The sequence below is a fragment of the Hymenobacter defluvii genome (genome assembly GCF_017589435.1).
Lineage (GTDB): Bacteria > Bacteroidota > Bacteroidia > Cytophagales > Hymenobacteraceae > Hymenobacter > Hymenobacter profundi.
The window spans coordinates 832,565-855,884 of record NZ_JAGETX010000001.1 but is presented as its reverse complement, the minus strand read 5'-3'; the positions used below and the strand labels follow the sequence as shown (position 1 = coordinate 855,884).

The 23,320-nt window shown below is 58.1% G+C and carries 20 protein-coding genes; 5 read left to right on the top strand and 15 right to left on the bottom strand.

The genetic code is table 11. The features are described 5' to 3' along the window. Positions 1 to 53 precede the first annotated feature (53 nt). The 5 genes from rpe to mnmA all read right to left on the bottom strand — a co-directional run bounded on the left by rpe (position 54) and on the right by mnmA (position 5,153). Positions 54 to 737: a ribulose-phosphate 3-epimerase gene (gene rpe, locus J4D97_RS03465; protein WP_185283652.1), complete on the bottom strand. Its 684-nt coding sequence runs from the start codon at positions 735 to 737 to the stop codon at positions 54 to 56. Between the two features lie 122 nt (positions 738 to 859). Beyond that, positions 860 to 1,174 (bottom strand): hypothetical protein, encoded by a 315-nt coding sequence (locus tag J4D97_RS03460; protein ID WP_185283651.1) that lies wholly within the window; start codon positions 1,172 to 1,174, stop codon positions 860 to 862. A 64-nt stretch (positions 1,175 to 1,238) separates the two neighbouring features. After that, a complete protein-coding gene (locus J4D97_RS03455; protein WP_208306359.1) occupies positions 1,239 to 2,927 on the bottom strand; it encodes a S8 family peptidase in 1,689 nt (562 codons plus the stop codon). 169 nt (positions 2,928 to 3,096) lie between these two features. After that, entirely contained in the window at positions 3,097 to 3,840 is a 744-nt protein-coding gene (locus tag J4D97_RS03450) for a hypothetical protein (protein ID WP_208306358.1), read from the bottom strand. A gap of 170 nt (positions 3,841 to 4,010) precedes the next feature. After that, complete coding sequence (gene mnmA / locus J4D97_RS03445) at positions 4,011 to 5,153, bottom strand: tRNA 2-thiouridine(34) synthase MnmA (protein ID WP_243900102.1); 1,143 nt, start codon at positions 5,151 to 5,153, stop codon at positions 4,011 to 4,013. A gap of 275 nt (positions 5,154 to 5,428) precedes the next feature. Between mnmA and J4D97_RS03440 the strand changes: the two genes are divergently transcribed. Continuing rightward, complete coding sequence (locus tag J4D97_RS03440) at positions 5,429 to 6,040, top strand: hypothetical protein (RefSeq protein WP_208306357.1); 612 nt, start codon at positions 5,429 to 5,431, stop codon at positions 6,038 to 6,040. Positions 6,041 to 6,215: 175 nt separating this feature from the next. Here the strand turns inward: J4D97_RS03440 and trmB are convergent, their stop codons facing one another. The 8 genes from trmB to J4D97_RS03400 all read right to left on the bottom strand — a co-directional run bounded on the left by trmB (position 6,216) and on the right by J4D97_RS03400 (position 17,207). After that, positions 6,216 to 6,878, bottom strand: a complete 663-nt coding sequence (gene trmB, locus J4D97_RS03435; RefSeq protein ID WP_208306356.1) for a tRNA (guanosine(46)-N7)-methyltransferase TrmB — start codon at positions 6,876 to 6,878, stop codon at positions 6,216 to 6,218. A gap of 151 nt (positions 6,879 to 7,029) precedes the next feature. Next, on the bottom strand, positions 7,030 to 8,334 hold the full coding sequence (locus J4D97_RS03430; protein WP_208306355.1) for a bifunctional folylpolyglutamate synthase/dihydrofolate synthase: 1,305 nt from the start codon (positions 8,332 to 8,334) through the stop codon (positions 7,030 to 7,032). A gap of 76 nt (positions 8,335 to 8,410) precedes the next feature. Further along, positions 8,411 to 9,325, bottom strand: coding sequence for a hypothetical protein (locus J4D97_RS03425; RefSeq protein WP_208306354.1), 915 nt, complete (start codon positions 9,323 to 9,325; stop codon positions 8,411 to 8,413). A 145-nt stretch (positions 9,326 to 9,470) separates the two neighbouring features. Next, entirely contained in the window at positions 9,471 to 9,869 is a 399-nt protein-coding gene (locus tag J4D97_RS03420) for an ExbD/TolR family protein (RefSeq protein ID WP_185283644.1), read from the bottom strand. 94 nt (positions 9,870 to 9,963) lie between these two features. Next, positions 9,964 to 10,668: a MotA/TolQ/ExbB proton channel family protein gene (locus tag J4D97_RS03415; protein WP_185283643.1), complete on the bottom strand. Its 705-nt coding sequence runs from the start codon at positions 10,666 to 10,668 to the stop codon at positions 9,964 to 9,966. A gap of 6 nt (positions 10,669 to 10,674) precedes the next feature. Beyond that, the gene (locus J4D97_RS03410; protein WP_208306353.1) at positions 10,675 to 11,883 is read right to left on the bottom strand and encodes an SPOR domain-containing protein; all 1,209 of its coding nucleotides are present in this window, start codon (positions 11,881 to 11,883) and stop codon (positions 10,675 to 10,677) included. A gap of 172 nt (positions 11,884 to 12,055) precedes the next feature. Then, entirely contained in the window at positions 12,056 to 13,756 is a 1,701-nt protein-coding gene (locus J4D97_RS03405; protein ID WP_208306352.1) for a TonB-dependent receptor, read from the bottom strand. 283 nt (positions 13,757 to 14,039) lie between these two features. Beyond that, entirely contained in the window at positions 14,040 to 17,207 is a 3,168-nt protein-coding gene (locus J4D97_RS03400; RefSeq protein ID WP_208306351.1) for a tetratricopeptide repeat protein, read from the bottom strand. 712 nt (positions 17,208 to 17,919) lie between these two features. Here J4D97_RS03400 and J4D97_RS03395 point away from each other — a divergent pair. From J4D97_RS03395 to J4D97_RS03380, 4 genes are all read left to right on the top strand, one after another. Beyond that, on the top strand, positions 17,920 to 19,395 hold the full coding sequence (locus tag J4D97_RS03395; RefSeq protein ID WP_208306350.1) for a sensor histidine kinase: 1,476 nt from the start codon (positions 17,920 to 17,922) through the stop codon (positions 19,393 to 19,395). Further along, positions 19,382 to 19,789: a response regulator gene (locus tag J4D97_RS03390; protein ID WP_185283638.1), complete on the top strand. Its 408-nt coding sequence runs from the start codon at positions 19,382 to 19,384 to the stop codon at positions 19,787 to 19,789. Before J4D97_RS03395 ends, J4D97_RS03390 begins: the two co-directional genes overlap by 14 nt. 70 nt (positions 19,790 to 19,859) lie before the next feature. Further along, entirely contained in the window at positions 19,860 to 21,338 is a 1,479-nt protein-coding gene (locus tag J4D97_RS03385; protein WP_208306349.1) for a carotenoid oxygenase family protein, read from the top strand. Positions 21,339 to 21,501: 163 nt separating this feature from the next. Beyond that, positions 21,502 to 22,362 (top strand): BLUF domain-containing protein, encoded by an 861-nt coding sequence (locus J4D97_RS03380; RefSeq protein ID WP_208306348.1) that lies wholly within the window; start codon positions 21,502 to 21,504, stop codon positions 22,360 to 22,362. An 18-nt stretch (positions 22,363 to 22,380) separates the two neighbouring features. Here the strand turns inward: J4D97_RS03380 and J4D97_RS03375 are convergent, their stop codons facing one another. Together J4D97_RS03375 and parS are read right to left on the bottom strand one after the other, a co-directional pair. After that, positions 22,381 to 22,842 (bottom strand): RES family NAD+ phosphorylase, encoded by a 462-nt coding sequence (locus J4D97_RS03375; protein ID WP_208306347.1) that lies wholly within the window; start codon positions 22,840 to 22,842, stop codon positions 22,381 to 22,383. A 3-nt stretch (positions 22,843 to 22,845) separates the two neighbouring features. Further along, entirely contained in the window at positions 22,846 to 23,295 is a 450-nt protein-coding gene (gene parS, locus J4D97_RS03370) for a type II RES/Xre toxin-antitoxin system antitoxin (RefSeq protein ID WP_208306346.1), read from the bottom strand. Between the last annotated feature and the right edge of the window lie 25 nt (positions 23,296 to 23,320).

Sequence of the window (23,320 nt, the reverse complement as noted above, 5' to 3'; positions counted from 1 at the left end):
CCATTCTATAACACCTATCATATAACTCCATCAACTCATCAGCGCATTAGCAATCAATACGCCACCTCATCCACCTGTTGGCGTAACTTGGACAGCGTGCCCACCGGGTCGCCGCCGCTGAACACAAAGCTACCAGCCACCAGCACATCGGCGCCGGCCTGCACCAGGGCGGCGGCGTTGTCGCTGCTCACGCCCCCATCGATTTCAATAAGAGCCGGGGAGCCACAGTCTACCAGCAATTCTTTTAGGGCAGCTACTTTACGCAGGGTGTTCGGGATGAACGTTTGGCCGCCGAAGCCGGGATTCACGGACATTACCAATACCATATCCAGATCGGGGGCAATATCTTCGAGCAAACTCACGGGGGTAGCCGGATTCAGAGCCACGCATGCTTTGCAGCCCAGCTTCTTGATTTGCTGCACCACCCGATGCAGGTGCGGACAAGCCTCGTAATGCACCGTGATGCTACTAGCGCCCGCATCGCGAATGGCGTGCAGGTAGTCCTGCGGACTTTCGATCATCAGGTGCACGTCGAGGGGCTGCTTGGCGTAGCGGGCAATGGCTTCCAGCACGGGCACACCAAAGGAAATATTAGGCACGAAACGGCCGTCCATCACGTCGCAATGCAGCCAGTCGGCGGCGCTATCGGCCAAGCGCTCCACTTCGGCTTGCAGGTTGGCAAAATCACTGGCCAGCAGCGAAGGCGCCAGCTGAGGTTTCGGACGGGTAGCATTCATAGGGCGAAGATAGTAGTGAAACGGTGAGTGGTGAGATAGTGAGGTTGATGTTCTAATAGCGCCATGTGCGCAAACTGCGCCAGCAGAACGTCAACCTCACCCTCTCACCACTCACCATTTCATTACTTTTTCCAGGCTTGCCAGTCGATTTCGCCGTTTTCGCGCTTGCGCAGGAAGTAGGTTTGGTCGTCTTTCTGGGTTTTACCGAACGTCACGTCGCCCCGGCAATCGAGGCATTTGACGCTGGTATATTTGAACTTGTCCTGGGCCACGCGGGAGGTGAGGTCCAGGTTGTCGGAACCGCAGAGGCCGCAGGCGGGCACGTCGGGGAAGCTCAGACGGTCGTATTCGGCCACTACCTCGTGGAAGTTGGGGCCTTGCACGGTGAAGTGAAACTGTCGTCGACCAATGCGCTTGGTCACCATTAATTGTAACATCGAAAAAAAGTAAGGAATTAAAAAAACAAGAGAAAGCCAGCCGTGAACCGAGCCAGCGGCTGCGCTACAATCGAATCAGGCGCAACGTGTAGGGGGGGCCGCCGCTCCTACCCAATCGGCAGCTATATACACCCGGCCGCAACGCGGTAGTAGGCAGCTGCACGATGGCGGCGTTAGATGCGGGCAACAGCAGTGTTGTTACCAGCGTCCCCCGCACATCGTAGAGGCGCACTTCCAGCGGCTGACTGCGTAGCTCGGCGGGGAGCTGCAGGGTGCACGCGGCCGCGCCGGCCGGCACAGGATTCGGATACAATTGTACCCGATTCCCTACCCCCACGGTGGGCGCCGTGGGTAGGGGGATACCCGCCACCGCTTGCTGCGCCCGCCCAAAGTTGGGGATGCCGTAGCCTAAGAGAGTATCCGGCGTGGTGGCTTGCGAAGCCGAGCGTTGCAGATACTCAATTACCTGCTGCGCCGTGAGCGTGGGGTGTGCCTGCCAAAAACCGGCGGCCAGTCCCGCCGTGATAGGGCTGGAAAAGGAGGTACCATTGCCGCGCCCTATGGCTCCGCTGGGATACACAAAGGCCGCCTGCCGGCCCATAGCACTCACATTGGGCTTCAGGCGGTTATCGGCCGTAGGACCAATAGAACTGAAGTTAGCCCGAGCGCCCAGCGAGTCCACAGCGCCTACCGTCAGGATGGAATCAGCGTCGGCGGGGGCCGTGAGGTAGCGCCAGCGGTTGTTGCCCTCGTTGCCGGCACTGCTGACTACCAGCATTCCTACCCGCGCCGCCACGGTAGCCGCCCGCGTGCTGAGTGCGGTGCGGCCATCTAGCTCGGCGTAGGTGTAGTCGACAGAAGGTGCGTCGAAGGTGTTATAGCCCAACGAAGAGTTGATGATGTCGATGCCCAGCGAATCGGCGCGCTCGGCGGCAATCAACCAGTTGACTTCCTCAACCGGTTGCTCCGAGGCGACATCCTCCGTAACAAACAGATGGTAGGTTGCCTGCGGAGCCGTACCGATAAAGACGCCGGGTTGGTTACCGGCCATCGTGGAGAGCACCAGCGTACCGTGGTTGTCATACTGATATACATTCTGGTCGCGTCCAACGAAGTTGTACACGCTAGCTAAGCGGTTTTCCTGATAGAGCGAGGTGAAAACTGCCCCCGTATTCACTCCCGGAAAGCCACCATCAAATACGGCAATCTGCATGCCTTCGCCCCGAAAACCAGCATCGTGCATCACGTCGGCCCCAATCTGGTGGGTTTGGGCGTAGGCCCTGCCGTAGTCGGCGCGGGTACCGGCGGGGCGGGCGACAGTAGGCGCGCTACCCTCGCCGACCGGCGAAACGACAACCCCTACCCCACTCCGATTGAGCGTACGCGCACTTCGCACGCACGGCAGCGCCTGCACCACGGCCAGGGTAGCAGAGTCGCACTCCACTACCACCGCATTGAACCACCGCGAGGTGTACCATACCTTGGCACCGCTTACGGACTGCACCTGCTCTACGTAGACAGGATCTACAGGTAGGTCGCGGGATTGTAGGGCGATGCCTTGGCGGGTACGGCGCTCCAGGGCGCGGGCGGTTAGAAAGCGTTGGGGGGCGCTGAGGCTGTACGGGGTGTTGGCTTTGTCGCGCAGATAGACCAGGTGCTTGCGCACAGTGGGCACGCCTGGGGGCCGCAGCGCAGCTGCCGCCCGGTTTGTGAATGACCAGCAGGCCATTACTAATAAAATGAGAATCCGCATGAGGATGGCGCTACTTATTAGCTTCCAAGATACAGCTTTTTTGCGGCTTCTACGTATTTTAATACCCTCTCTCTATCCCAATATTCCTTTGCAATACAAAGGAGAAACGGCCCGTGTTTCCACAGGCCGTTTCTCATATTTTTAGCAAACTAAGTAACTATCCTACCGCTTATAGATTACCGGTTTCCAACAGCGTTTCCCGGCGCACCTGCCCACGATATATATTGGTTTTGGAGGGAACACAATTGCCGGTACCGCAGTACACAAACCGCCTCCGCACGCGTGCTACCGGACCTACGCCCTGGGCATATACCTGCCGGTACTTGGCCACGTTGTAGAGGCCGTCGTCGAGGGTAGTGCCGGTGGCAGTATTGAGTTCGGTATCGGTGGTGGTTACGGTGCGTTCGTAAGTGCGGCCGTTCACCGTATAAGACTCCCCTACTTGCTGGTACTGCCGGTTCTGGGCCGTCACGGTATCCAAGGCGTTGTACGCGTCGCGGTTCCAGCTGTAGCCGGTGCGGGTAGGAAACACCAGCTCCACGGTGCGGCGGTTGTTGCGAATCTGTTGCAGGGTACGGTCAGTGGGCAGCAGCACCAGGGTGCTGTCGTCCTGCCAAGCTTCGGTGGCGGTAGCACGGCGCGAGCGGATCACGTTGTAAGCCGTCTGCCCGCTAGCATCGGTGAAGGTACCCGCCACCCGCTCCCGGAACTGAAACTGCTGCACCGTCAGCACGTTGTCGCGCCAGAGGCTGTCAGTCACGGCGTAGGTACGGTAGGTGCCTACCGTCACAGGGTAGTAATCGTTTTCGGGTGCGGGTGTTTCCTCATTGCTCTTTGTGCAGGCCACAGCGGCCAACGCCAGTGAGCCAATAAGTAGTAACTGGCCTAACGGCCGCGTATAGCGTTGCGTCATAATTCAGTTTCTAGTTGTCAGTTGCTAGTTAGACCGTCATTTCGAGCTTGTCGAGAAATCTCGCGTGCTACAGTAATCCAATCGTTAGGAATTACCAGGAGGACGCAAGATTTCTCGACAAGCTCGAAATGACGGTCTTCATATACAACTTGCTACGGGCAACCCGCCACTTAAAGAGCAGCCAGCTCGGCCGGTAGCGGTAGCTCGCCAATAACGTGCCGTTCTATCCAACCGCCGCCCAGCACGTCCTGGCCGTCGTAGAACACAGCGGCCTGACCGGGCGTGATGGCGTGCACGGGCTCCTCGAAGTACACGCGAACTTTATCGCCTACCTGCTCCAGAAACGCTGGGGCACCATCGTGGTTGTATCGCACTTTGGTGGTACTGGGAACCAGACCACGGCCTTCCAGAGAGGCAAATTTGCCCATATTCAGCTTGCCAACCACGGTGGCCGTACTGGCCAAGTCGTCGTAATTGCCCAGCACTACCTGGTTGGTTTCGGGGTGAATGGCCGTAACGTAGACCGGGAAACCCAGCGCCACGCCCAGGCCCTTGCGCTGCCCAATGGTGTAGAAGGGGTAGCCCGCGTGGGTACCCACCACCGTACCGTCGCGCAGCACAAACTGGCCGCCAGCCACGCGCTCCTCCAGGCCCGGCACCCGGCGACGCAGAAAACCGCGGTAATCGTTGTCGGGAATGAAGCAAATTTCGTAGCTCTCGGGCTTGTTGACCAGCTCTGTGAAGCCACGGCGGCGTGCCTCGTCGTAAATCTCGGTTTTGCGCATGGCGCCCAAGGGAAATAGCGTGCGGCTCAGGCTTTCCTGCGACACCCCCCACAGGGCGTACGACTGGTCCTTGTTCTCGTCCACGCCTTTGCTAATCACGTAGCGGCCGTCTTCGTGGCGCACCTGGGCGTAGTGCCCCGTGGCGATGAACTCGCAACCGAGCTGATCGGCGCGGCGCAGCAAGGCATCCCACTTGATGTGGGTGTTGCAGAGCACGCAGGGGTTGGGCGTGCGGCCCGCTAAGTACTCGTCGGTGAAGTTGCTAATGACAAAATCCCCGAACTCGTCACGGATGTCGATAATATAGTGCGGAAAACCCAGCTCCACGGCAATCTGCCGGGCGTCGTTGATGCTGTCGAGGGAGCAGCAGCCGGTTTCCTTTTTGGAACCACCCGCCGAAGCATAGTCCCAGGTTTTCATGGTCATACCGACCACCTCGTAGCCTTGCTCGTGCAGCAGTACCGCCGCCACCGAGCTGTCGATGCCGCCGCTCATCGCGACCAGCACCCGTCCTTTCATCGTGTTCATGGAGAGTAGAAAAACGCCCGGGAGTCCAAAGTTCCCGGCCGCTGGGCAAAGATACGGAATTGCGTTTTGAGGCTGATTGTCGTTGTCATTCCGCGCAGAGCGAGAAATCTAAAAAACACCAACACAACGATTATTCAACAGATTCCTCGCCGTGCGCGGAATGGCAAGTATACTTTTGTCAATCTTTGCACTTTCAACCGGCCGGTGCTTGCGGGCTGGGCGTCTAATAAAACCACGGCCCCAAGTTCCCCAAGTCCCTAAGACCCTACCCCTCTATGCTCCGTATCCCCGTTCTCGTTCGCGGCATCAACAACCTATCCGACGCCCGCTACTGCGCCGGCATGGGCGCCGACGGCCTCATCTTCACCCTCGACCCTACCCTGCCTGATGCCGTGACGCCTACCCTCATGGGTGAGCTGGCCGGTTGGGTGGCCGGCGTGAAGCTGCTGGGCGAGTTCGACGCGCAGCCGGTATCAGAGATTAATCGGCTGGTGGAGGAATGTGGCCTTCAGGAAGTGTTGCTACGACAGCTACCTACCACGCCACTTTCGGTAGCCTCTTTGCTCACCGTGAATCTCGCCGATACCATCAGCAGCGCCCAGCGCGAGGAAATGGCGCAGCAATACACCTCCGTTTTCCCGGCTGGTTTTGGGGTAGTCGTCACGCTCGATTCGACTCACCTAGACATTACCACTCAGCAGGCGCTGGCAGAAGCCGCCGCCCGTTTCCCGCTATGGCTCAGCGGTGCTATTACCCCCAACAACGTGCTTTCCCTACTCGATACCGTGCAGCCGGCCGGCTTCATCCTCTCCGGCGGCGACGAAATCAAACCTGGTCTGCGCGATTTTACGGAGTTGGAAGCAGTGTTTGAGGCGTTAGAAGAGTAGAGAGAGGAAAGAGTAAAAAGTCGTTTGTCATCCTGCGCTTGCGAAGGACCTTCTCACGTCAGCATGAGTCGTTGTTACGCCTGTTGTTCTGAGGGCATAAGGTTCTTCGCAAGCTCAGCATGACAGACATGCTGCTTCTATTCACCATTTTATTACCTCACTACTTCCTATTCCTTCAACTCAGTGTAAACTGCACGTACTTAATCGGCACGCCCAACGTGCGGTATTTACGCTCGAAGGTTGTCTGGATGTCCTCGGCGTGGGGTAGCAGCTCGGGCGTGGCGTAGAGGTCTTTGGTGTGCGCCAGGATGGTAGCGCCGGGGCGTTCTTGCAGTACCTCCAGCGTATACTCGAACAGTCCTTCATTGTCGGTTTTGAGGTGGATGAGGCCGCCGGGCTGTAAGGTTTGCTGGTACAGATCCAGGAAGCGCGGCGAGGTGAGGCGGCGCTTGATATCCCGGTCGCGGGGGCGCGGGTCGGGGAAGGTAATCCAGATTTCGGTCAACTCGCCGGGCGCGAAGTGCGTGAGCAGGTCGTGGGCGCGGGTGCGCACGAAGCCCACATTCGTGAGGCCCAACGCCTCGGCACGAGTACTCCCCCGCCAAATTCGGTCACCCTTGATGTCGAGGCCCAGGAAATTGCGTTCGGGGTAGCGCTCGGCCAGCCCTACCGTGTACTCGCCCTTGCCGCAGCCTACCTCTAGGGTAATGGGATGATTATTCTGAAAAAAAGCCTCGTGCCAACGCCCGCCCAATTGCTGATACGTATCCTTACCCGGTTCTACAATATCCGGACGGTTGGCATTTTCCGCAAAGCGGATTAATTTGATTCGACTCACGGAGTGGTGAAATGGTGCGATTGTGAATGGTAACCCGTCTGTCATCCTGCGCTTGTGAAGAACCTTCTCACGGTAGAACGACAGGCGTAACAACGACTCGTTCTAACCTGATAAGGTCCTTCGCAAGCGCAGGATGACAGCGAAAAAAGTATTAAAGCTCGTCTACCTCGGCCACTACAAAAGTACTACCGCCAATATAGACGACGTCTTCGGCCGTGGCGGCGGCGCGGGCCGCTTGCACCGCTTCGGCCACTGTGGGGTAGGCGGCACCGTGCAGCCCTACTTCGGCCGCCTGAGCAGCCAGCGCTTCGGCTGGCAAAGCCCGCGGGATGCTGGCCTGGCAGAAATAGTAGGTGGCCTCTGGGGGTAGCAGGCGCAGTACCGGGGACACGTCTTTATCATTAACAACACCTAGTACAAGATGAAGTTGTTGGTGCGGCAGTTGGGCCAATTGGTGCATGGTCAGGCGCAGGCCGGCCTCATTATGGGCCGTGTCGCAGATGGTGAGAGGCTGACGACTGATGATGGTCCAGCGACCAGCAAAGCCGGTGAGGCGGCTGACTTCACGCAAGCCCGTGCGCAAGGCATCTTCTGAAATCGTGAAACCCTGTTGCTGCAATTCGTCCACCGTGGCCAGCACGCCGGGCAGGTTCAGGCGCTGGTAGTCGCCCAGCAACCCTAGCTCCAACTGCGCCAGGTAGGGCGTGCCGTGGCGTTGCACGTCTACCAGTTGGGTAGCCGCTTCAGGCGCGACAGTTTCCACGGGTTGCAACACTTGATATTCCTGATCAGCAAAAAGCAATGGCGCGTTTTCCGCCTGAGCTTTCTGCTCGAAAACCTCCACTACCTCCGGCTGGGTCTGGCTGATGATGGCCGGTACGCCGGGCTTAATGATGCCCGCTTTTTCGGCGGCAATCAGTGGCAGCGTGTCGCCGAGCATAGCTTGGTGGTCGTAGCTGATGTTGGTGATGAGCGAGACGAGCGGCGTGATGATATTGGTGGAATCCAGCCGACCGCCCAGCCCTACCTCTATTACGGCAATATCTACCTGCTCCTCGGCAAAATACGAGTAGGCCAGCGCTACGCACATCTCAAAAAATGACGGCTGGATTTCCTCGAACAATGGCTGCCATCTCGCTACCCATTGCACCAGATAATCGGGCGTTAGCTCTTGTCCGTTGAGGCGGATGCGCTCCGTGAACTCGCGCAGGTGCGGCGACGTGTAGAGCCCTACCCGGTAGCCGGCCGCTTGCAACACGGCGGCCAGCATGTTGGAGCTGCTCCCCTTGCCGTTGGTGCCCGCCACGTGCACAGCCCGAAACTTTCGCTCGGGGTTGCCCATTGCCACCGCCAGTGCTTCCGTGTTGCCGAGGCCTTTCTTGAAGCCCGCCGCCCCTACCCGCTGGTACATGGGCAGTTGCTGATAAAGATAAGCCAGGGTTTCGGTGTAGTTCATCAGAAGCGGACTAGAAGGACAACGCCGCCGACCAGAAATCCAGTCGGCGGCGTTGCAAAAGTAACAGAAAGCGGTTTTATCGTACTGTAAAGCGGAAGGTGTAATAGCCCGAGCCACCGCCCGTGGCCGAGGTAGTCCGCCGGAACTCGGCGTTTTGTAAGGCATCACGACAGGCTTTTTCCTGCGCTGCCGACACGTTACCGGACACCTTCGTAATAGCATCTACCTCACCATCGGCATTCACCTTGATGCGGAAGCGCACGAAACCGGAGTTATTGTCCAGAGCTGGCGCAGTGGGGCGGTTTACAAAAGCCCAACCGCTCATTTCCAGCCCGCCCGCGCCGCCGCTGCCGGGGCTGCTGCCGCTACCACCGCTGCCGGGCTGGCCGTACAGTGCCTTGGCATCGAGGGTGCCGCGTGGGTCGCCTTGGTCACCCACGCTGCCGGGCCGGTCGCCGTTGTTGTTGCCAGTGGGCGTGTTGCTGGTGCCGTTCACGCCGTTGCCGCCACCCGAGGCACTACCGCGGGGCGTGTAGAGCGTGCGGGGCTTGGGAGCTGGTTTGGGCGGCGCTTCTTCCCGTACCTCCTCGCGGGGTGGCTCGGGGGTAGGCCGGGGCGCAGCCCGCGTCACGGGCGGCACCGATACAGGACTTTCCTCGGCCTCGCTGGTTATTATCTTCTCCTGCACGGCCGGCTGGGGCGGGCTCGGCGGTGTCGTTACGGGAGCGGCCCGCGGCTGGGGCGACGGATTATTGGCGGGCGGACGGCTGTCCTCGCGGTTGCGCGAGTCGTTGGCCGTGGCTAGGCTCTGAATGTCACCCGAACCAGCCTCATCAATGCCATAGTTCAGCTCTACCCCATCGCCACCAAAGGTCAGGGGCGGATCGGGCTCCCGAAACACAGTAAATACAAACACCGCGGCCAGCAGTCCGTGAATAATCACGGCTCCCAGGAGGGCCTCGCGGCGGTGCTCTTCGCGGTGGGTTGCCATAGAGTGACTGAGTGATTGAGTGGCTAAGTGAATTTTGCTGTTCGACGTGCGGTCAAACAAAAAACCCTCTTCGTAAATGCAGCACCTAAGCAGCTAGATGGCCGAGCAACAAAGCGAGAACTCACTCAGTCACTTAGCCGCTCTGTCACTTTTGGGCCTGCGTGGCCATGACCATTTTGATTTTCAGGCGGTTGCCGATTTCCAGTACATCTACCAGCTTCTGCACGTTCAGGCCAGAATCAACGCGCAGCACGACGGTAGTATTTTCCTGGCCCTGCACGCGGCTACCTAATTCCTGCTCCAGAGTAGCAGCCGTTACGGGCTGGCGGTCAATGAAGTACTCCCCGTTGGCATTCACCGATACATTGATGGTCTGCTTCATGACGGCCTTACCCGAACGGGCATTGGGCAGCATGAGCTTAATCACGTTTGGGTTCACCATCGTGCTCACAATCAGGAAAAACAACATCAAAAAGAACATGATGTCGTTCATCGAGCTGGTCTCGACGTGCGAAGAAAGCTTTCGGCGACGGGTGAGATTCATCTTCTTGAGCTGTTAGCTTTTGGCTGATAGCTGTTAGCTTTTCTCGAACGTCAAGCTAATAGCCAACAGCCATCAACTAACAGCTAACAAACTTTTAGTTGTCCTGTAGAATATCCATGAACTCCACGGCGGAGTTCTCCATGCGTAGCACCAGGTTTTCGACCATGATGCTGAGCCAGTGGTAGCCAATGTGGGCAATGATACCCACGATGAGGCCGGCGGCCGAAGTCACCATCTTGGTGTACAAACCACCCGAAATCTGCGCGATGCCGAAGTCACCGGTGGTGGAGATGGAGTAGAAAATCTTGATTACGCCGATAATCGTACCCACGAAACCGAGCATGGGCGCAATACCAGCAATGATGCCCAGCACGCCAATACCTTTTTCGAGGCGGGCTACTTCAATTTTGCCTACGTTTTCTACGCTGGCCTCAATCTCCTGTAAGGGTAGGCCAATGCGGCGAATACCCTTCTCAATCATACGGGCTAGCGGTGAGGGCGTTTGCGCGCACAGCATTTTAGCTCCCTGCAAGTCGCCGCGCACCATCAGGCTCTTGATGCTACCCATGAAGCCGCCGGGAATAGTCGCTGCCCGCCGAATCGTGATATACCGCTCGATCATGATATAAATCGAAACGAACGAAAGCAGAAAGATTGGCACCATAATCCAGCCGCCCTTTAGAATCAGGTCGAGCAGGGAGAGGTCGGTGGTATCGGCAACGGGAACGTTGGTAGCTGCGGCGGCAGAGTCAGCGGCTACGGTGGCGGCAGTGGTAATCTGCAGCAGGAATGCACTCATGCTAGACTAGTAAGGGAGAACCCAGGGGGAGGAACTGGAATACTTTTTCAGCTGCGCTAAGTGCGCGGTGGCTGTTGGCTTGTCGGTGAAGTTTCCTACTGACACGCGGTAGTAGCGGCTGGTTGCGGAAGGCAGAATAATTTGCGCGTCTTGTCCTTGCTTGCTTAGCTGCGTCAGGCGCTGCTGAGCTTTCGGCAGGGAGTTGAACACATCAGCAATAACGTAGAAACGGCCCGTGCGGCTTTTAATTGTAGTCTCAACTTTGGCAGCTGGTGCCACGGTAGGAGCCACAGCTTTGGTGGGTGCTACCACCGCGGGTTTGGCAGCGGCTACCGGAGTTGATTTTTTAGCCGGAGCAGCGGGTACAGTGGTTACCGGCGCAGCTTTTTTAGCGGCGGGCACCGCTACCGTGGGCGCCGGGGCAGGCGTGGCTACTTCGGTTCCCCACGCAGCGGCAGTAGCTGGGTCTTCCGCAGCTACGGGGGTAGCAGCCTCAACGGGCGCTTCTGCTACCGTCGACCACTCCGTATTATCGGGGCGTGGCGACAGGGTAGCCTGCTGGCGCATAGGCCGCACCGAAGCCGGCGCCGATACTTCCGATTGCGCCGGTGCACCACTACTGAATCGTAGCGCGTCGGGCAGAAAATCAAGATTGAGGATATACAGGTACTGCGCTGACAGCGCCAGCCCTACCACCACTGCCACGGCTGCTGACTGCCACAGGCGCCGAGCCCGGCGTCCGGCGGCCAACTGCGGCACGGCCGGCTGCCGCTCGCGAGCTAGCAGCGCATCCGTAGCGCGCACCGGCCGCGACACTAGCTCTGGCAGGCCGTAGCTGGCGGGCAGCAGGTTTTGGGAGCCCGTGTATTCAAAATCCAGCCCACGACCCGCCGCTTGCCGGAACACGCCGATACCGGGCAGCTCGGCGCGTTGCTGATTCTCCAGATCGGTGCGCAGGCGAGCTACGGCATCCTGCACCAGCTGGCGGGCATGCCCGGCGCTTACACCCAGGGCGCGACTCAGCGCATCGACCAGCAACCCATCGTTGCGAGTCAACGACTGATTGAAGGCCACACGCTTGGTAGGCGGCGCCAAGGTATGGCGCACCGGATGAATCTGCGCTGGGGCGTAGTCGGCAATCAACCCACCAAAATCAGGAATAATAACGCAATCGTGGTGTTGAAGCAGGGTGCGAATATGGTCGGAAAGCTGCACGGGCAGGAAGGTCAGAGGGTAACAGAAAACGACAAGATATTGGTCAGCCGCTAAAAATTGAAAACCTTTCCGGTCTTGCTACCCCACTTTAGCACAATGGGGTAGCAAGACCGGAAAGGTCCTACATGGAATAGCAATGCAACGCAAAATCAGGCATTAACACAGTGAGCGGTTAAAAATCATACGTAACACCTGCCAAAACGTTAATTCCTTTCACTGGGTAGTTCAGGAAGTACTGGTATTGGCGGTTGAGCAAATTATTGCCCATGGCAAAGATTGACAGATTTTCCGAGAATCGGTAATCAGCCTTCAGGTTCAGGTCTATTACGGAGCTGGTAGGCAGCACTACCCGCTCGCGCACAGTGCCGGCCGGCGTGAGCACCGGGCGGTAGCCCGTGCCGTAGCTAGAGCTATACGTATACAGCTCGGCACCCACGCGCAGCTTCTCGCTGGCGTTGTAGCTGCCGAAGATGCTGGTTTGGAATTTGGGCCGGTGGAAAGCTTCGGCCAGGGTTTTGGTGTTGTAGCCGTTGTAGTCGGCCTTCAGGCCCAGCCGGAACTTCTCGGCGGCGTTGTACAGCGCCTCGGCGTGCACCTGCAACAGCTGAGTTGATTTCTCGTCATACACCAAGTCAAACTTGGTAGTGTCGCGGGCGTTGTTGTTGTAGAAATACAGGTTCTGGTCGTTGGAAACCGTCACTTTGGCGTTCAGCTCCAGGTTGCGGGCGGGCGTAGAATTGAAGCCCACGTAGAGGGTAGGACCGCGACGGGTGTCGGCCACGCGCTGGTTCTTCGCCAGCCAGGGGTTTTCGGTGGTCAGGTCGTAGAGCGTGACGCGCTGCAAGGCGCCGCCCAAGCCTGCATACACCAGAAACTTATCTTCCGTAACAGTGTAGCCCACGCGCACAGCGGGGTAAATTTTGAACTGGCTTCGGTCGTTGATGGTGTCGCCGGTGTACCCCAGGTTAGCGCCCACGGATATGGCCAGACGGTTCAACAGTAACTCGTAGCTGGGTGCAATCTGCACAAACGGTCGGCTCACAGTGCCAATAGAATCCTGCTGCGAGATGAACGACAGGTCGCCATTCACCACCACGCGCCCCTTTTCGGCCAGTGAATACGCCGATTTGAAGCCGATATTAAAGTTGCTTTCGCGGGCCTCAAACTGGTCTTTCCAGTAGTTGAACCCTACCCCCAAATCGTATTGGAAAGGAGCGTCGGCGGAGCGGTTGCGCACGTACACCTTGGCCGCAGCGCGGTAGAACACCTGCTTCAGCGCGTCGGGGTCGTCGGGCAGATCGGGCACGTTGCGGTTGTAGCCGTAGAAGTTGTACCGCTCACGGCCTACGTCCAGCTTGGCACCCAGCGCCACCGGGCCGTTGTAAATCTCCCCGTTCAGGCCCAGGCGAGTCTGGGCCTGGCGCGAGTTCTGCTTGTCAATCGGCCCACGCGACGACGACAGATGGCTGAAATCGAGGCCGTAGCTGGCGCGGTCGTCGCGGGTGTTGTGCAGGTAGGCTTTGCCATACACGGTGCCGTAGTTGCCCAAACCGGCTTTCACGTAGTTGCCCGTGAGCGGCAACAAGTCTTCCTGCCGGATGGTGAGCACCCGCACCGCGGGGTTAAGCCGGTCGGTGGGTAGGCGAAAATCGGGGTAGTTATAGGTGGTAGCGGCCGCCTGCTTGGTCGGCGGCTCGATGGCTACTTTTTCGTAGTTGCGGGCCGCTTCGGGCAACTGGTTCACGCGCTCCTTCACAATCTCCACTTCGGCCTCTTCAATCTTGCCGCCGGGCTTTTTCTGAGCCTGGGCAGCAAGCGGCGCAGCAGTCAGCGTAGCCAGGGCCAGGTAGGTATAGTAGGTAGTTCGTTTCATGGAATGGTTGTGCTGGCGTGGGACCTTACCCCCCCGCCCCCCTGCAAATGCTTAATGCGCATTACCTCGGGGAGAGGGGGGAGCCAGACGACGGGGTGGGTGGTTTTTAGTTGTTGTCGAGTGACGGGAGTAATAGAAAACAGTTGTCATCCTGAGCCTGCGAAGGACCTTCTCACGCTAGATCAATTTATTGCGCTTATTGGTTTCACGTGAGAAGGCCTTCGACACTGGCTTGATGCGCCACATGCTCAGGATGACAAATGATTTTCGCTACCATTCGAACCTACTGCGGCGTGGCCGTGGAGTCGGGTGGCGCGGTGGTGGGCGTGAGGTTACTGCGGACAGGTGCCGATTGACGAGTAGCGGGTTTCTTGGTGGTAGGCGCAGCGGGTGCGGCGGCCGGTGCGGCTGGCGTCGTGCTGCTACCCTCGGCCGGCAGAGCCGATAGGCGCTGCTTGGCACCTTCAATAATCTCGGCTAACGGGAAGTTGTTGTCGATGATGGAGTTGAGCGTGGCGCGGGCCTGGAACGTATCACCTTGCGCGGCGTAGATGTCGGCAATCAGCAGGAAGCCCCTACCCTGCCACGTCTCGAAAGCCGAGCCGTTGGTTTTGTAGGCGGCGTCCAGGGCATCGTCATATTTCTTCTGCTCAAACAGAATCTGCGCCACAGCATACTGCGCTTCGGCAGCGTTTTCGTCGGTGCCGGCGGCAGCTTTGTTCAGCTCCGTAATGGCCTGATCAAGGTTGCCGGCTTTGTAGCTCGCCTTGCCCAGGTAGAGCGGGGCCGCACCGGCCGCACTCAACGACGCGCCACTCTGCGCAATCAGCTCTTGGGCCACGCGGCGGGTGTTGTCGTAGTCGCCGCTTTCGTAGTAGCTTTTCATCAGCCCTACCCCGGCATTGGCCACTTCGCGCTTGTTGGTGCTGGACTCGCGCAGGCGCTGGAAGTACTTAATGGCCTCAGGATAATTCTTGTTGGCGTACTCCAGATCGGCCACGCGGCTCACGGCGCGGTTCACGTACTCGCTCTTGTTTTCCTCTACCACCGCTTTCAGGCGGGGCAGTGCCTCGCCTGGCTTGTTGGTTTGCAGGTAGGAATCGGCCAGGTAGTAGCGGCCGTTAGCGGCCAGGGCGTTATCGGGATACTGCTTAAGGTAGCTTTCCAGGCGCGGAATGGCCTGGGCGTATTTCTCGGCCAGGTACAGCGACTTGGCCGCTTCAAACTCCACGCTCACGGCGGCGTTGCTCTGTGGGTTCTGCTGCTTGAACTGCGCCAGAGACTTATCGAACTCCTCCGTGCGACCCAGCGCCGTGAGGCTTTCCTGCAAGCTATACAGGGCACTATTAGCGGCCTGCGTGCCGGGGTACTGATTTAATACCTGCTGAAAATCAGCCACGGCTTTGTCGTGCTGCTCTAGATTGGCGTAGGCCACACCGCGCTTTTGTAACGCCTGCGGGGCCAACGCGCTATTGGGGCGAGCTTTCAACAAGCGCGAGAAGCCATCCACGGCAGCCTGGAAATTGGCACCCTGAAAATCCAGCTCGGCCTGCTGGTACACGGCCTGCTCGGCGTAGCGCGAGTTGGGGTTGGTTTTCAGCAATGTGCTGAGCGTGCCGGCAGCCTCGTCGCGGCGGCCCAACAGGCCCAGCACCACGCTTTTTTGGTAGTAAGCGTAGTCCTTGTCGGCCGCATTGGCCTGAATGACTTTGTCGTAATAAGTCAGCGCCTGCGGGTAGGTTTTGTCCACGTAGGCGATGTCGCCCAGGCGCAGGGTCACATCGTAGTAGTTAGGGTTGGCCGGGCGGGCGGTTTTGTCGCCCAGCCACGCGGTAAACTGTGGCTTGGCGCGGGCGTAGTCCTTGGTATTATAGTAGGCATAGCCGAGGCCATAGCGGGCCTGCTGCTCAATGTCATTGTCGGCACCACCGCCCGAGCGGGTGGTGCGGGCCGCCGCGGCGTAGGCCGTAATGGCCTCGGGGTAGCGCTGGCCCACGCTGTAAATCTCCCCCTGCAACACTTGCGCCTGGGCACGCAGGGCGTCGTCCTGCGGATATTTCAGCGACTTGTCCAGCAACGCCAGTGCCTCCGTGAACTGGCTGTTGTTATAGAGCGTGGCCGCCTGCAAGTACGTCACGCGCTGGTAGGTAGCCTTCAGCTTGGGGCTCAGCGAGTTCAGCTTTTCGAGGTAGGCAATGGCCTTGGCGTAGTCCGACGAGTTCAGGAAGCTGGTGCTCAGCAAATCGTCCACCACGTCGGCGTTCTTGGAGCGCGGGTACTGCTTGTCGAAGTCCTGCAACACCGTAGTCACCTCCTGCGAGTTACCCAGCTCGTAGTTGATTTGGGCGTACTTCACGGTGGCATTTTCCGTAATCTGCTGGTCGAAGGTGGCCTTGCGGGCCGCGTCGAAGGCGTTGAGGGCGGGCTGCTTCTGATTGAGCTTCAGGTAGCTCAAGCCCAGGTGGTAAGCCGCGTTCTGCCCCAGCGAGTCCTTGCGGGCCGCCACGGTTTTAAAGCTGTTGGCGGCGTTCTTGTAGTCGCCCAACTGGTAGTTGGCGTACCCAATTTTATACTGCAAGGCCGGCTCGATGCGCTTGCGGCCGGCGGCGTACTTATCAAAGTAGGGCGCGGCCTGCTTAAAATCCTGCTTCTGGTAGTAGGCGTCGCCCACCAGCAGCTGGATTTCGTCGGCCGACTGCGGGGGCGGCGTTTGGTTCAGCGCGGCCGCGCCGTAGCGGATCAGGCCATCGTAGTCGCCTTCCTTGTAGTAAATCTGGCTCATCACAGCCGGCACTACGGGGCGGTAGGCGTCGTTCTGCTCGGCCACGCCCAGGTCCTGGCGGGCGGCGGCGTAGTCGCCGGCCTGGTAGGCCAGGTAGCCGGCATAGTAGCTGCTGGCGTAGCGGTACTGGTGGTTGCCCTGCTTGCTGCGGTCAAACAGCAACTTGGCCTTGTCGAACTCTTTTTGGGCGAAGTAGGAATAAGCCAGCTTGAACTCGGCCTCGCCCCGCTGCTCCAGCGCCAGGTTATCGGCCTCTACCCGTTGCAGGTAGTCGACGGCCTTGGGGTAGTCTTTCTTGGCAAAGTAAAACTTGCCCAGCTCCAAAAAGGCCGAGGCAGCCTTGGGGTGAGCCGGATTATGAGCCGCAAAGGCCAGCATCTGGCCCTCGGCGTCGGGGTGCAGCAGGTAGAGGCCCGATACGGCATCGTAGTACTCGGCGTCTGCGCCGCGGTCCTGGGTGAGTTGGGTGCCAGCGCGGCGCTCCGTGGCGGCCAGGTAGCGGCGAAATGCCTGCTGGGCCGCGCCATACTTGGCCCGATCGAACAGCTCCAGGCCTTCCTGGTAATAGCATTCGGTATTGGTGAAAACCTGCGTTTGCTGGGCCAAGGTAGCGGCCGGAACGGCGGCGCTGAGCGAGGCAGCCAGCGCCAGACGGGGTATAAACTTCATTACGAGGCGTTACGGAAAGGGGCGCCATCCGCCCGGAATCGGCCAAAAGTAGCGAAAATTGCCGGGCTAGGGTAGGAATTGTGCTACTTTCTAGCGGAAACGTCCCTACCCTGTGCTTTGGTATATACCTTATTAGGTCCGCAGGGTAAGGCTTCTCGTATTCGCTATGCCTATCTGCTCGACCTCCGTTCCACCCGTAAGGAGGAACGATACTAAGGCTATCCTCCTACTCGTTTCTTATCCGCTAATCAAACCGAAGCACTCCACACCGCCCGCTTTCTATGCGTTGGAGTGTTTAAACTTCAGATTCGCAGACATTCCGCACAACACGCAATAAGCCTCTCACGTCCCTACCTCTGTTGCTTTATTTCTCACATTTGGCCGAGCTACAATCTACTTTCCCCGATTGAAAATACGCATTAGCCGAAAAGTGACAATATTTTTAGTCAATCATTCTTTTACATCGTTATAGTTATATTATACACTAAACAACAGGCTTGTTAAGCCTTTATTATATTATAAAATTATATTTATTTATCAGTATGGCTAGACTATTGCAGGCGCTTCTACCTGTCCCAATATGGTTGTGCGCTATGCGCTTTCAACTACTTTTTGGGGAGTTTTCTGTTCAGCGCCACAACGTTAGTACGGCGCTTTAGCCTTATACAAAATGAACCAGGGTAGCGCCGAAGCTGAATTGTACCAGCACCTTATGACGAAAACTGTCATTTTTGACTTTTTGCAGACCCAGGTACTCGATGGGTTGTGGTACCAGGATGTGCAGGCGACTACGCACGAACATGATTGGGTGAGCCCTACCTTCTGGCGCACGCTGGGTTATGAGCCCGAGCAGGTACCTGCTGGCCCTACCCCGTGGCGGGCGACCATGCACCCCGCTGATTTGGCACTGGCCCAACTGCATCTGGAAGCCTGCCTGCAAGACCCCGATCATTCATACGATCATCTGTTGCGGTGCACCCATCGGGATGGCTCCGTGGTGTGGTTGCGCGGCCAGGGCCTGCTGCTGCGCAATGAGCAAGGCACGCCCACACGCCTGCTGGTAGCCCTGCGCAACATCACCAAGGAAAAGCACGCGGAGGCTTATGCCGAGGAAATAGCCAACCACTACGGCCTAATTCTGAGCAATCAGTCGGTCTATATTGTGAAGACCGATACGAAGGGCGACTACACCTACGCCAATGATATTTTTTACGAGCGTTTCGGGTATGGGCAGGATATTATAGGCACTTCTTCGTTGCTCAGCATTATTGAAGAAGACCGCCAGAAATGTCTAGCTATGGTGATGCGGTGTTTCGAGGAGCCCGAGGTAGGCCACCAGGTTATTCTGCGCAAGCTCTCCTCTGATAACACCGTCAAATCGAACCACTGGGAGCTGAAAGGAACGCTCAATGAGCAGGGCCAAGTAGAGGAAATTCTGTGCGTGGGCTACGACGTGACGCTGCTAGTAGAGAACCTGCAAAAGTCTCAGCACCTGCTGGATGTAACCAGCCAACAGAACATCCGGCTGCAAAATTTCGCCTACATCATCTCCCACAACATCCGCTCGCACTCCGCCAACCTTACCTCGCTGGTGCAGCTGCTCACGGAAGCGGAAGACGAGGAGCAGCACGCCATGTTTTTGCAGATGCTCCAAACCAGCACTCAAAAGCTAGCCGAAACCATCGTCAATCTGAGCGATATCGTTGCTGTGAACAGCAACGTCAACAAGCCCAAAGAACGGCGCTTCCTGCGGGCCGAAATCGACAGAACACTGGAAGCGTTGAGCGTGTTAATCCATCAGCACAAGATAACGATGGACGTGCACGTGCCCGCTGACCTCGCCATTACCGTCGTTCCGGCCTACCTCGATAGTATTCTGCTCAACCTGATCAGCAACGCCGTGAAGTACCGCTCGCCACACCGGCCCGCCGTTATCCGGTTGCACACGTACCAGGAACCGGGTTTCATCGTATTGAAGGTGCAGGACAACGGCCTGGGTATTGATATGGTGAAAAACCGCGCGAAGCTATTTGGCATGTATAAAACCTTCCACGATAATGAAGATGCGCGCGGGGTAGGCTTGTTCATTACCAAAAACCAAATCGAAGCCATGCAGGGCAGCATTGCCGTGGAAAGCGAGGTGGGAGTTGGGTCTACCTTTAAAGTCTATTTCAATGAAAACGCCTAAGCTGGCTTACGTGGTAGAAGATGACCCGATTACTTCCTCCATCACCAAGCTAATTCTGCGGAAGTCACTGGCCTGTGAGAAGGTGCAAACGTATGCCAACGGTCAGCGGGCCTTTGACCATCTATCTGCGGCGCTTCACAACGGCGCTGACCTGCCCGATCTGATTGTGCTGGACCTGAATATGCCCCTGATGGATGGCTGGGAGTTTTTAGACGCCTTCTCTGGTCTGCCCCTACCCACGAGCGTGTGCGTGTTTATCCTGACCTCCTCCATCCATCCTGATGACATCACGAAAGCGGCGCACTACAAGGAAGTGCACGGCTATTTCTCGAAGCCGCTGGACGACCACAATGTGGAGCGCATGCAGCGGCTATTTCAGACATGCGGCGAGTAACTGCGGCTGATGTTTCGATTCCTCGTCTCTTCCGCTCTCTTTTTCCTACCCTTCCTCTTCCTCACTCGCTATGTCGGTTCGTCACTACCCTGTTTTAGGTGATTACCTGGCGGCCAACCGCCAGGCCGCCGCCGAATACGACGATGTAGAGCTGGAGTTGGTAGAAGGTGCCCTACCCCCGGAACTGGTAGGCACCCTGCTGCGCAACGGTAACGGCCGCTTCGAGCACCACGGCGTGCCCTACGAGCATTTGTTTGACGGTGATGGCATGGTGGCGCGCTTTCATTTTGACGGGCAGCGCGTGCGCTACCGCAACCGCCACGTGCAAACCGCCGAGTTGGTGGCCGAAGAAAAAGCTGGGCGCATGCTCTACCGTAGCTTCGGCACCAACCTGCCCGGTGGCTTGCGGGCCAACTTCGGCAAAACGCAATTCAAGAACACCGCCAATACCAGCTTGGTAGCGCACGGCGGCCAGCTACTGGCGCTTTGGGAGGGCGGCCTCCCCCACCGCCTCGACCCCGACACTTTGGATACGTTGGGCCGCTTCGACTACGAGGGCGTGCTGCGCAACCCCTTTTCCTGGCTCGACCGGCGGATTACGCCTGAGCTGCCCTTTTCGGCCCACCCCAAGGTGCACCCTACCACCGGCGTGCTGCACAATTTTGGCACGGTAGCCGGCCGGCAGCATCGGTTGGTGCTGTACGAGGTAAGCCCAGCCGGTCAGGCCCGCATAGCGCACGTGCTGCCTATGCCTGCCGCTACCTTTGCCCATGATTTTGTGCTGACGCAGAGCGGCCACCAGATTTTCTTCCTGACGCCGGTGGCCTTTGATGTGCTGCGGGCGCTTACGGGCCTGGCCTCGCCGGCAGCCTCCATCCGCGTGGGCCGCGACCAACCCACGCAGGTAGTGGTAGTAGCCCCCGATGGCCAAGTGCACCACTTAGCTACGGACTTCGGCTTTGTGTTTCACTTTGTGAATGGCTACCAGGATGCGGATGGTACGCTGGTGGCCGACGCATTGCTCCTCGAGGACTACCCCGATACGTTGAGCATCAAGGCCTACTTGACTGGCTACCTACCCGATGACCAGTTGCAGGCCCAATTCGTCCGTTTCCGCCTCGACCTCACGCGCGGCACCGTGACGCGTCAGCCGCTATCGGACCACGAAGGCGAGCTACCCGAAATCAACCCCGACCGGCTGGGCCAGCCTTACCGCTACACCTGGACCATTGGCCGCCCCCCGCATCACTCGACTCCCCTACTCGACCACCTGATCAAGCTTGATGTGCAAACTGGTGAAGTCCGCTACGCCTACCAGCCGGGCGCGCTGTGCAGCGAGCCGGTGGTAGTGCCCCGGTCGGCAATGCCCGGCTACGCATCGCCGCTCGAAGACGAGGGCCACGTACTCTACCTACGTTTTGATGCTATCAGCAACCGTACGGAGTTGCTGGTGGCCGATGCTGCTACCCTGGCTACTGTAGCCCGCTTGCGGCTGCCACATCATATTCCTTTGGGGTTTCACGGCATATGGCTACCAGCGGCAGAATAGGTCTATACACATTTGCTTCTTGTATTTTTTTATTATCGATGAAATTGTATTTTTCTATCGCATTTCATATTATCCCTACGCTTCAGCTTGATTATGGGAATAATATAGTTGAATTTTAGCTTGTGATTCCAGCCGTATAATTTTGCAGCATAAGTAGTATTTTATGAATAATTCTACCCCCAACGCCGGCTTAATCTACGTAATCGAGGACGATAGCACCACCGCCACTATCACCCGAATACTTCTAGAGAAGGCCCTGGTCGGAAGCCGGGTGCAGCTTTATGCCAACGGTCAGCAGGCGCTAGAGCGTTTGACCCTTGCGCGCCAAGCGGGTGCATCTCACCTTCCCAGCCTTATCCTGCTGGATTTGAATATGCCGCTGATGGATGGTTGGGAGTTTCTGGATGCGTGCAATCACCTGACCATGGGCGAGCCAGTCTGCATTATGGTACTGACCTCCTCCATCAATCCGGAAGATCGGGCCAAAGCAGCTTGCTACCAAAACGTAGCCGGCTTCTTCAGCAAGCCACTAGATACAAGCACGATAGAGCGTATCCTGCGCCTGCGGCGGGCTGCCAGCGGGCCTACCCAGCGCACCGCCGCCACCGGCACCGAGGCCCCTCTGCACCACCTCATGTATCAGAGTCGGGCTACGGCCCCTATGGGCGATGCCGAGCTTACGCAGCTGCTTACGCAGTCGCGGGCATTCAACGCAGCCCACGACATAACCGGAATTCTCCTCTACAGCCAGGGCAACATCATCCAGTTGCTGGAAGGCCCTGAACCCAACATACGTACAGTCTTTGCCCGTATTCTGCGTGATGCTCGTCATACCAGCATCATAAAGCTGGCGGACGGCCCCATCAGAAAGCGGTTATTTGCGCAGTGGACCATGGGATTCCGCACCGCCGCTCCCACTGACTTTGCCAACCTGCTGGGCTATATCAACCCGCAGCACACCGACCGCCTGGCCCCCGCCGACCCCGATCTACAGGAATTGCTGGTCGCTTTCGCGGCTGAGTAAGGTACTATTTCCAAAAAATCAACTGTTCTCGGCGGCCTTTATTCGCGCATCAAACCGAAACCCCTCACGCCCTACTATCTGTACCCGACGGAACTCCGGGTGACGGGCATTGAGGATATAGTTGAACTCCTGCGGTACAATGGACGAAGGCACGCGTAGCACGGCCGCACGGCGAGCCACGTACCACGCCTCGCCCAATGGCTGGCACACGGCGTAGCGGCTGGCCTGCTCCCAGTCGGGGGGCAGTTGGGTCAGGATGATTTCCTCGATCAGCAAATCATCGGGAATATCAATTACAAGCACGCTGAACTGGTCGTTGAGGCCTTCGCCGCCGCGATGCACTACGTTTTCGAGGCAAGCTAGGGCCCGACTGGCAGCGGTGTAGATAACAAAACGGTCTTGGTAGTTCCAACGCGCCCGACGGCCGGAGGCAAACAGGTCGTCGGCGTACTTGGTGAGGCAGATGCGGTAGACGCGCACAGCTTAGCTCAGGTCGCCGTAAGCAATGCGCGTCAGCTCCTCCTCCACCAGATCGATACCGCCGCTGGTTTCGAGCAGGCGCAGGGGTACCTCCTGGTCGAGGCCATGGGCAGGCTTATCGAGCCAGCGTAGAAAAGCCGCCGCTTCGCCGAACACCTCTACCCCAAGCTGGTAGAGCGCAATGATTTTCAGGGTTTTCTCGCTGGCCGTGGCGCTCAGCGGTTTGTTTTCTTGGGAGTAATTGCGTAGCGTTTTGGTCGACAAATCATACACCGCTTCGAGCTGACTGGCGGCCCAATGGTAGGCCTCAGCCACTTCAAAAACCGTAGCGGCTGGAATTCCCTTCCGGGCCGTCATCACCAGGGCGAAGGAATCCTGACTGGTAAGTTTCCAGGCGGCCCACTTCGTAGTGCGGGGCTTCTGATTGGATGAACGGGCGGCGGTAGCAGTCATGGCGCGGAGAGAAATAATTCCCGAA

Coding starts and splice junctions, on each gene's coding strand:
- J4D97_RS03385 (WP_208306349.1), top strand. CDS start 19,860: ATGTCGGTTCGTCACTACCCTGTTTTAGGTGATTACCTGGCGGCCAAC.
- J4D97_RS03430 (WP_208306355.1), bottom strand. CDS start 8,334: ATGAACTACACCGAAACCCTGGCTTATCTTTATCAGCAACTGCCCATG.
- J4D97_RS03425 (WP_208306354.1), bottom strand. CDS start 9,325: ATGGCAACCCACCGCGAAGAGCACCGCCGCGAGGCCCTCCTGGGAGCC.
- J4D97_RS03395 (WP_208306350.1), top strand. CDS start 17,920: ATGACGAAAACTGTCATTTTTGACTTTTTGCAGACCCAGGTACTCGAT.
- J4D97_RS03420 (WP_185283644.1), bottom strand. CDS start 9,869: ATGAATCTCACCCGTCGCCGAAAGCTTTCTTCGCACGTCGAGACCAGC.
- J4D97_RS03455 (WP_208306359.1), bottom strand. CDS start 2,927: ATGCGGATTCTCATTTTATTAGTAATGGCCTGCTGGTCATTCACAAAC.
- J4D97_RS03390 (WP_185283638.1), top strand. CDS start 19,382: ATGAAAACGCCTAAGCTGGCTTACGTGGTAGAAGATGACCCGATTACT.
- J4D97_RS03450 (WP_208306358.1), bottom strand. CDS start 3,840: ATGACGCAACGCTATACGCGGCCGTTAGGCCAGTTACTACTTATTGGC.
- rpe (WP_185283652.1), bottom strand. CDS start 737: ATGAATGCTACCCGTCCGAAACCTCAGCTGGCGCCTTCGCTGCTGGCC.
- J4D97_RS03405 (WP_208306352.1), bottom strand. CDS start 13,756: ATGAAACGAACTACCTACTATACCTACCTGGCCCTGGCTACGCTGACT.
- mnmA (WP_243900102.1), bottom strand. CDS start 5,153: ATGAACACGATGAAAGGACGGGTGCTGGTCGCGATGAGCGGCGGCATC.
- parS (WP_208306346.1), bottom strand. CDS start 23,295: ATGACTGCTACCGCCGCCCGTTCATCCAATCAGAAGCCCCGCACTACG.
- J4D97_RS03400 (WP_208306351.1), bottom strand. CDS start 17,207: ATGAAGTTTATACCCCGTCTGGCGCTGGCTGCCTCGCTCAGCGCCGCC.
- J4D97_RS03415 (WP_185283643.1), bottom strand. CDS start 10,668: ATGAGTGCATTCCTGCTGCAGATTACCACTGCCGCCACCGTAGCCGCT.
- J4D97_RS03440 (WP_208306357.1), top strand. CDS start 5,429: ATGCTCCGTATCCCCGTTCTCGTTCGCGGCATCAACAACCTATCCGAC.
- J4D97_RS03460 (WP_185283651.1), bottom strand. CDS start 1,174: ATGTTACAATTAATGGTGACCAAGCGCATTGGTCGACGACAGTTTCAC.
- J4D97_RS03380 (WP_208306348.1), top strand. CDS start 21,502: ATGAATAATTCTACCCCCAACGCCGGCTTAATCTACGTAATCGAGGAC.